This is a genomic window from Kitasatospora sp. MY 5-36, from assembly GCF_001182915.1.
Lineage (GTDB): Bacteria > Actinomycetota > Actinomycetes > Streptomycetales > Streptomycetaceae > Kitasatospora.
This window is the reverse complement of sequence record NZ_LFVW01000567.1, coordinates 1-7549: the sequence shown is the minus strand read 5'-3', so window position 1 is coordinate 7549 and position 7549 is coordinate 1. Positions and strand designations below refer to the sequence as shown.

The following is a 7549-nucleotide window of genomic DNA, read 5'->3' as shown; positions in this document are numbered from 1 at the left end:
GCCGCCCCGGCCGCCGTACGGACCCTGCCCGCGGAACCGCCGACCGCGCCGCCCGCCGGGCCGGCCAAGGGGCAGGCCCCGCGCCCGAGGATCGTCACCCGGGCCGGCTGGGGCGCCGACGAGTCGCTGCGCGACCCGGAGTTCGAGTACACCGGCCCGGTCCGCGAGGTCTTCGTCCACCACACCGCCACCACCACCGACTACGCCTGCGCCGACGCGCCCCGGGTGGTCCGGGCGATCTACCAGTACCACGTGAAGACCAACGGCTGGCGGGACATCGGCTACAACTTCCTGGTCGACCGCTGCGGCACCGTCTACGAGGGCCGGGCCGGCGGCGTCGACCAGCCCGTCCACGGCGCCCACACCCTCGGCTTCAACACCGACTCCGCCGGCGTCGCCGCCCTCGGCACCTACACCGGCGACCAGCCGTCCCGCCCCCTCCTCGACAGCCTCGCCGCCCTCGCCGCCTGGAAGCTCGGCCTCACCGCCCGCCCCGCCGACGGCCGCGCCCGCCTCACCTCCTCCTCGGACGCCAGCCGTTACCCCAAGGGCAGCACCGTCGACTTCGACGCCGTCTCCGGCCACCGCGACGCCTTCGACACCGAGTGCCCCGGCAACGCCCTCTACGCCCGCCTCCCCGCCCTGCGCGCCGCGGCGGCCCGCCTCCAGACCCGCTGACCCCGGGGCCCTCCGCCGTCCCTCCCGTGCTGTCCGACCCCCCGCGTATCGTTCATGTCCGGAGGCGACCCGGGAGGCGACGGCGGTGGAAGCGGTACGGCGCTGGCGCCCGGGCTTCCCGCTGGACGTCGCCCGCACCCTGCTCCCGCTGCGCCGCGGCCCCGCCGACCCGGCGTACCGCAGCACCGGCGACGGCGCCGTCTGGCGCGCCTCCCGCACCCCGGGCGGCATCGGCACCCTGCGGGTGCTGCCGCGTCCGGCCGCCGGCGAGGTCGAGGCGAGCGCCTGGGGCCCCGGCGCGGAGTGGCTCCTCGACCGCCTCCCCGCCCTGCTCGGCGCCGAGGACGCCCCGGAGGCGCTGGTCCTGCCGCCCGGCCCGCTGCGGGACGCCCAGCGCCGTACCGCCGGGGTCCGGCTGACCAGGACGGGCCTGGTGCTGGAGTCGCTGGTCCCGGCGATCCTGGAGCAGAAGGTCACCACCGACGAGGCCTACCGCGCCTGGCGCCTCCTGCTGCGGGACTTCGGCACCCCGGCGCCGGGCCCGGCCGAGGGCATGCGGGTGGCGCCGTCGGCCCGCGAGTGGGCACTGGTGCCGAGCTGGGAGTGGCACCGGGCGGGCGTGGACCCGAAGCGCTCGGGCACGGTCGTGCGCGCCGTCCGCCTGGCGCCGCGGCTGGAGGAGGCCTCGGCCATGGGCCATGAGGAGGCCTTCGCCCGCCTCACCGCCGTCCCCGGCATCGGGCCCTGGACGGCCGCCGAGACGCTGCAGCGCAGCAACGGCGACCCGGACGCGGTCTCGGTCGGGGACTTCCACCTGCCCAACCTGGTCGGCTGGGCGCTGGCCGGCCGCCCCCGCAGCGACGACGCCCAGATGCTCGCGCTCCTGGAGCCCTACCGCCCCCAGCGCCACCGGGTCTGCCGCCTCCTGCTGGCCACGGCCGCCCACGCCCCCCGCTACGGCCCCCGGCTGACCCCCAACGACCACCGCCACCGCTGACCCCGGCGGCTGCCGCTACCGGACGGTGATGAAGGCCCCGGCGTCGCGTTCCGGACGGACCTTCGGCTCCTCCGCGGGCCGGCCGACGGCGACGGCGCCCATCGGGTCCCACCCCTGGGGGAGGTCCAGCGCCTCCCGTACGGTGTCGCGGCAGAACATGGTGGACGAGACCCAGGCGGAGCCGTACCCCTCGCCGGTGAGCGCGACCAGCAGGTTCTGCACGGCGGCGCCGGCGGCGACGGTGAACATCTCCCGTTCGGCGGCGGCCCGGCGCGGGTCCGGGTAGTCGTGCGAGCCGTCCGTCACCAGGCAGGGCACCACCAGGTACGGGGCGTCGCGCAGGACGTCGCCGCGGGCGGTGCGCCGGGCGATCTTCGCCTCGTCCCAGCCGTCGAGTTCGCGCAGGTCGCGCTGCCAGGCGGCGAGCATCGCGTCGAGCAGCCGGACCCGGGTGTCCGCCGACTCCAGCAGCACGAACCGCCAGGGCGTGGTGTGGTGCGGGGCGGGCGCGGTGACGGCGGCGGCGACGGCGCGGCGGACGGCGGCCGGGTCGACCGGCTCGGTGGTGAAGGAGCGGACGGTGCGCCGCAGGGTGACGGCCTGCCGCAGCGCCTCGGAGGTGCCGAGCCGGAACATGTCGTCGACGGCGGGCCGGACCAGCGGCCGGGCGCCGTCGCCGTCCTCGGCGGTGACGAGGTGTCCGAGTCCGCGCACGACGGCGACCGGGACGCCACTGGCCTTGCCCTTCACCAGGTCGGCGGCGGCGGCGAGTTCGTCGGCCGTCGCGGTGACGGTCATCTCCAGCCGGTTGCCGTGGCTGTCGGTGCGGCCGCGGTGGTCCTCCAGGACGGAGAGGCCCGCGGCGCCGATCGCCACGTCGGTCAGCCCGTTGCGCCAGGGCCGGCCGAAGGTGTCGGTGACGACGACGGCGAGCCGGCGGCCGGTCAGCCGCTGGAGCCGGGCCCGCAGAGCGCGGGCGGAGGCGTCCGGGTCCTCGGGCAGCAGCAGCACGGTGCCGGGGGCGGTGTTGGAGGCGTCGACCCCGGCGGCGGCCATGACGAGGCCGTTGCGGTTCTCCACGATCCGGACCGGCCCGCGCCGGGCGACCACCCGGACGGTCTCGGCGTCGATCGCGGCCTCGCGGTCGGCGGCGTGCAGCAGCCGGCCCTCGGCCTTGCTGACGATCTTCGAGGTGACCAGCAGGATGTCGCCGTCCTGGTACGTCCCCGCCTTGGCGATGAGCTCGCCGAGGTCCGCCCCGGCCGTGACCTCGGGCAGCCCGTCGACGCCGAGGACCTCCAGCGTCACTTGCGCACCTGCTCGGCCAGCGCGAGCGCCGCCCGCGCCATCTCGGCGGTGGCCTCGACGTCGGTCATCAGCAGCGGGACGGCCCGGCAGGCGATCCCGGCGGCCTCGACGGCGGCCACCGAGGCCTCGTCCACGGTGTCCACCAGCCACCCGTCGACGAGCGCCGCGCCGTAGTCGAGCGCGACCGCCTCCGCCGTGGCCTCGACGCCGACGGCGGCGAGCACCTTGTCGGCCATGCCGCGCACCGGCGCCCCGCCGATGATCGGGGAGAGCCCGACCACTGGCGCGGGCGCGGCGGCGACCGCCTCCCGGATGCCGGGGACGGCGAGGATGGTGCCGATCGAGACCACCGGGTTGGACGGCGGGAAGAGGATGACGTCCGCCTCGGCGATCGCCTCCAGCACACCGGGCGCGGGCTTGGCGGTGTCCGCGCCGACCGGGACGATCGCCTCGGCGTCCACCTCGGCGTGCAGCCGGACCCAGTACTCCTGGAAGTGGACCGCCCGGGTGCCCTGCTCGTCGGTGATCCGCACGTGGGTCTCGACCCGGTCGTCGCTCATCGGCAGCAGCCGCACGCCCGGCTTCCAGCGCACGCACAGCGCCTCGGTGACCTGGCTGAGGCTGTACCCGGCGGTGAGCATCTGGCTGCGCACGAGGTGGGTGGCGAAGTCGCGGTCGCCGAGCCCGAACCACTCGGGGCCGACGCCGTACTCCTTCATCTCGGCCTTGATGGACCAGGTCTCGTCGGTCCGGCCCCAGCCCTGTTCCTCGTGGATGCCGCCGCCGAGGGTGTACATCACGGTGTCGAGGTCGGGGCAGACCTTGAGGCCGTAGAGGTGGATGTCGTCGCCGGTGTTGCCGATGACGGTGATCTCGTCCTGCGGTCCGACCGCCGCGAGGAGTCCGCGCAGGAAGCGCGCCCCGCCGATTCCGCCTGCCAGTGCCACGATGCGCATGGGGTTCATCCTGCCACGGTCCGACTTTCCGTCAGCCGTGATCAGTGCGACCCGGCCTGCGCCTGCCGCCCGGTGTGCTGCTCCTGGTGCTGCTCGGGGACGGCGGTGGCGCCGTACTGGTTCATCTCGGTCAGGCCGGGGGCGTAGAGGTGGATGGAGACGGCGGGTTCGAGCGCGCCGTTGACGACCTCGTGCAGGTAGCCGGAGGAGAACACCCGCTGCCCGCCGGGCCGCAGGGTGCGGGCGATCGCGCCGCTGGGGTCGCCCCCGGCCGAGGGCTGGGGGAGGGTGAGGGAGCGCTCGATCAGCTCGCCCCGGACGACGCTCATCACGCCGGAGGACTCGCCGTGGTCGTGGAAGCCGCTGGACTGCCCGGGCAGCCAGCTGAGCAGCCAGACCTCGTAGCCGGGGCCGGTCTCCAGCCGGGCGTACCAGCGGGTCAGCGCGTCGTAGCGGACCAGCGGCTCCCAGCGGGAGCGGTCGGCGGCGATCTCGCGCACCAGCCGGGCGTACTCGGCGACGGTGGTGGGGTGGGCGGGCAGGTCGGTGCGCGCCAGGTGCGGGAAGGCGAGCGGGTCGCCGGCGATGGAGACGTCGCTGAGGCCGTCGGCCCACTGGCGGGTCCGGGCGTCGGCGGGGGTGCCGGTGCGGACGGTGGCGGGGCCACGGCGGGAGAGCTTGTTGCGGTCGCGGTTCCGCTTGCGGATGCGGATCATGCGCACGGGAGTCGTCCTCGGAAGGGTCGGCCGGTTCGTCGGGATCGGCCGGATCCGGGATGTCCTGGGACGGGAATCGCGGGCGGCCTCTGTGCTTCCTGGGGGCGGCGCGCGGTGGGACGCGGGCGCCTAGATACAGCAGGAACAGAGGCGACAACAAGAGTTCACGGCACGGCGGAGCGTGGAACCGCTCCGGGGGCTGGCGAACTCTGACATAGGAGCAAGGACACCGCATCCGCAGGGGCGGTGTCAAACCGAAGGATGCGGCATTCGAGTGGGTTAGGTCCGGATCTTTCCCTGATGGGGTGATTCATCACTCTCTATGTTTCGATGGGAAGATCGCCGGGAAGGCAGGCCGATGACCGGCCTGTGACGGTGACCGAGCGTCACCCGGTGAATGGTTGCGGATGGTTCGGCACCGTTCAGGACCTTGAGATGGAAGGTCCGATGTGTCCGGATATGTACACTATTCGTAACGGCTTGGTGCCAGGGAGTGAATCCCAGCCCCAATACCAGAGCTCGGCTTGACTGGGCCAGAGTGACGCAACTGTAATTTCACTCGTGTCGTCAGCCGCACGAGGCAACGGCAACCACGGGGACGCCAAGTAGGGGCAGAGGAGGCGCGCCACATGAGCGAGCTCTTTGAGCTGTTGATCGGGGACGGCATCGCGGAGGACGAGGAGGAACTCGGCTGGCAGGAGCGCGCGTTGTGCGCCCAGACCGACCCCGAGTCCTTCTTCCCCGAGAAGGGCGGCTCGACCCGCGAGGCCAAGAAGGTCTGCCTCGCCTGCGAGGTCCGTTCCGAGTGCCTGGAGTACGCCCTCGCCAATGACGAGCGTTTCGGCATCTGGGGCGGCCTCTCCGAGCGCGAGCGCCGTCGGCTCAAGAAGAGCGCGGTCTGACCGGGCGGCCCCCGCCCCCCGCTGACCCTTCGACAGCGACGGACAACCGCACAGCTGTACGGGCGCCTCACCGCGGTGGTGGGGCGCTTTCGTGTTCCCGGGACCCCTTCACCGTCCCCGCACGCACACCCCGGACGAAGCGGCCACCCGGAGCCGTTAGTGTGGTGCGCCATCCGGTTGCCGTTCACCGGCTGTGTCCACCGAGAACTGGGGCCCGCGCACGCGATGACCGTCTACAGCCACCAGAGCGGCTCCACCGCTTCCCGGCCGCCCGCCTATCCGCGCCACCTGGTCACCGCCGTGATCGTCTCGCACGACGGCGCCCGCTGGCTCCCGCGGGCCATGGCCGGCCTGCTCGGTCAGGACCGCCAGGTCCAGCGCGTCCTCGCGGTCGACACCGGATCCACCGACAACTCTCCGCAACTGCTCGCGGACACCCTCGCCGACTGGCTGCCCGAGAGCGGACCGCTGGTCCTCGGCCGCCGGGCCGGCTTCGGCACCGCCGTCCACGAGGCCGTGGCGGGCAGTGCGCCCCTGCGCCCGGAGGACCTCCCGTACCGGCTCGACCCCTCCGGCTACGACCCGGTCACCGGCGGCTGGGACGACTTCGGCGACCCGCTCGCCCAGGAGGACGACCTCGGCCGCGGCGGCCCGCGCGAGACCCGGCCGGTCGAGTGGCTCTGGCTGCTGCACGACGACTGCGAGCCGCAGACCGACGCCCTGCGCCGACTGCTCCAGGTCGCCGACTCCACCCCCAGCGCCGCCGTGGTCGGCCCCAAGCTGCGCAGCTGGTACGACCGCCGCCAGCTCCTCGAGGTCGGCGTCACCATCGCCCGCTCCGGCCGCCGCTGGACCGGCCTCGACCGCCGCGAGCAGGACCAGGGCCAGCACGACCAGGTCCGCCCGGTGCTCGCCGTCTCCAGCGCCGGCATGCTGGTGCGCCGGGACGTCTTCGAGGAGCTCGGCGGCTTCGACCGGGCCCTCCCGCTGATGCGGGACGACACCGACTTCTGCTGGCGGGTCAACGCCGCCGGCCACCGCGTGGTGGTCGCCCCCGACGCCGTGCTGCGGCACGCCGAGGCGGCCGCCCGCGAGCGCCGGGCGATCGACTGCGGCCCCGCCCACCCGCACCGGATGGACAAGGCCGGCGCCGTCTACACCCTGCTCACCAACTGCAAGGGCGCGCTCTTCCCCTACGTCCTGCTGCGGCTGGTGCTCGGCACCCTGCTGCGGGCCGTCACCAACCTGCTCGGCAAGGACCCGCGCCAGGCCTTCGACGAACTCGCTGGCCTCGGCCACGAACTCGTCCGCTTCCCACGGCTGTTGGCCGGGCGCAAACGCCGCGCCAAGTCCCGGTCGGCGGACGCCCTGGACGACCGCACGCTCTTCCCGGCCCCCGGCGCCACCACCCGGCTGGCGGTCGAGGGCGTCGTCGGCTCGCTCGGGATAGGGGGCGGCGACGACACCGGCCGGCACGGCTCGGCCGAGGCCGGCGGCGACGAGGACGCCGAGGACCTGGTCGTCGAGCAGTTCGCCCTGCTCAAGAAGCTCGCCCGGCGCCCGGCGCCGGTGCTGTTCGCGGCCCTGCTGGTGTTCGCCCTGATCGCCTGCCGCGGCCTGCTCGGCAGCGGCGAGCTGTTCGGCGGCGCCCTGCTGCCGGCGGCCGACGGGGCCGGCGGCCTCTGGTCGATGTACGCGGACGCCTGGCACCCGGTCGGCACCGGGTCCACCGCCGCCGCACCGCCGTACCTCGGCGTGCTCGCGGTGCTCTCCTGGATCCTGTTCGACCACGCCGACCTCGCGCTCACCCTGCTCGTGGTGCTCTCCGTCCCGCTGTCCGCGGTCAGCGCCTACCTGGTGTCCCGGCCGCTGCTGGACTCCAAGCTGGTCCGCGCCTGGGCCAGCGCCACCTACGCGCTGCTGCCCGCCGCGACCGGCGCGCTCGCCCAGGGCCGGATCGGCACCGCCGTGCTCGCCGTGCTGCTGCCGCCG

At 74.6% G+C, this 7549-nt stretch carries 7 protein-coding genes; 4 read left to right on the top strand and 3 right to left on the bottom strand.

From position 1 onward, the window contains the following. The coding region (locus tag AE652_RS30295) for a peptidoglycan recognition protein (RefSeq protein WP_049657267.1) at positions 1-678 on the top strand (678 nt) is incomplete at its 5' end. An 85-nt stretch (positions 679-763) separates the two neighbouring features. Further along, entirely contained in the window at positions 764-1675 is a 912-nt protein-coding gene (locus tag AE652_RS30290) for a DNA-3-methyladenine glycosylase (protein WP_049657265.1), read from the top strand. Between the two features lie 15 nt (positions 1676-1690). Here the strand turns inward: AE652_RS30290 and AE652_RS30285 are convergent, their stop codons facing one another. Genes AE652_RS30285 through AE652_RS30275 form a run of 3 tightly spaced genes read right to left on the bottom strand, consistent with a single transcriptional unit; the run spans position 1691 to position 4661 of the window. Beyond that, complete coding sequence (locus tag AE652_RS30285; RefSeq protein WP_049657263.1) at positions 1691-2983, bottom strand: coenzyme F420-0:L-glutamate ligase; 1293 nt, start codon at positions 2981-2983, stop codon at positions 1691-1693. Next, positions 2980-3939: a 2-phospho-L-lactate transferase gene (gene cofD, locus AE652_RS30280; protein ID WP_049657261.1), complete on the bottom strand. Its 960-nt coding sequence runs from the start codon at positions 3937-3939 to the stop codon at positions 2980-2982. The genes AE652_RS30285 and cofD overlap by 4 nt, the downstream gene beginning before the upstream one ends. A gap of 41 nt (positions 3940-3980) precedes the next feature. After that, a complete protein-coding gene (locus AE652_RS30275) occupies positions 3981-4661 on the bottom strand; it encodes a cysteine dioxygenase family protein (RefSeq protein ID WP_234348590.1) in 681 nt (226 codons plus the stop codon). A 623-nt stretch (positions 4662-5284) separates the two neighbouring features. Between AE652_RS30275 and AE652_RS30270 the strand changes: the two genes are divergently transcribed. Both AE652_RS30270 and AE652_RS30265 read left to right on the top strand, forming a co-directional pair. Further along, positions 5285-5557 carry a WhiB family transcriptional regulator gene (locus tag AE652_RS30270; RefSeq protein ID WP_030062195.1) on the top strand — a complete coding sequence of 91 codons (273 nt, stop codon included), beginning with the start codon at positions 5285-5287 and terminating at the stop codon, positions 5555-5557. A gap of 225 nt (positions 5558-5782) precedes the next feature. Further along, positions 5783-7549 (top strand): glycosyltransferase family 2 protein (locus AE652_RS30265; protein WP_049657260.1); only part of this gene is annotated, 1767 nt, incomplete at its 3' end.